At 46.5% G+C, this 301-nt stretch carries 1 protein-coding gene; it reads right to left on the reverse strand.

Going from position 1 to position 301, the window contains the following annotated elements; genetic code table 11:
• Positions 1-38: 38 nt before the first annotated feature.
• Positions 39-301: hypothetical protein (locus AB1471_RS18910; RefSeq protein ID WP_367780962.1), on the reverse strand; the 263-nt coding region annotated here is incomplete at its 5' end.

Below are 301 nucleotides of genomic sequence, written 5' to 3' on the forward strand. Positions count from 1 at the left end.
TCCCTGCATGATAATTTAGGCAGAGAGTTCGTTATAACCTATATATATTCTCTTGCTCTCCCTTTCTTCCTGTTCTTTTCTCTCTTTTCTTCTTCTTCCCCCCCCTCCCCCTCTTCTTTCTCTCTTTTTCTCCCTTCTTCTTTCTCCTTCCTTCCCCTCTTCCTCCCTTTCCCTTTTCCCCCCCCCTCCCCTTCTTCTCTCCTTCTTTTTTTCCTTTCTTCCCTCCTCCCCCTTCTTCCTCCTTCTCTTCTCCTTTTTCCCTTTCTCTTTCTCTCTTTTTCTTCCCCTTTCCTTCCTCCCC

The sequence above is a fragment of the Jeotgalibacillus marinus genome (genome assembly GCF_040801915.1).
Taxonomy (GTDB): domain Bacteria; phylum Bacillota; class Bacilli; order Bacillales; family Jeotgalibacillaceae; genus Jeotgalibacillus; species Jeotgalibacillus marinus.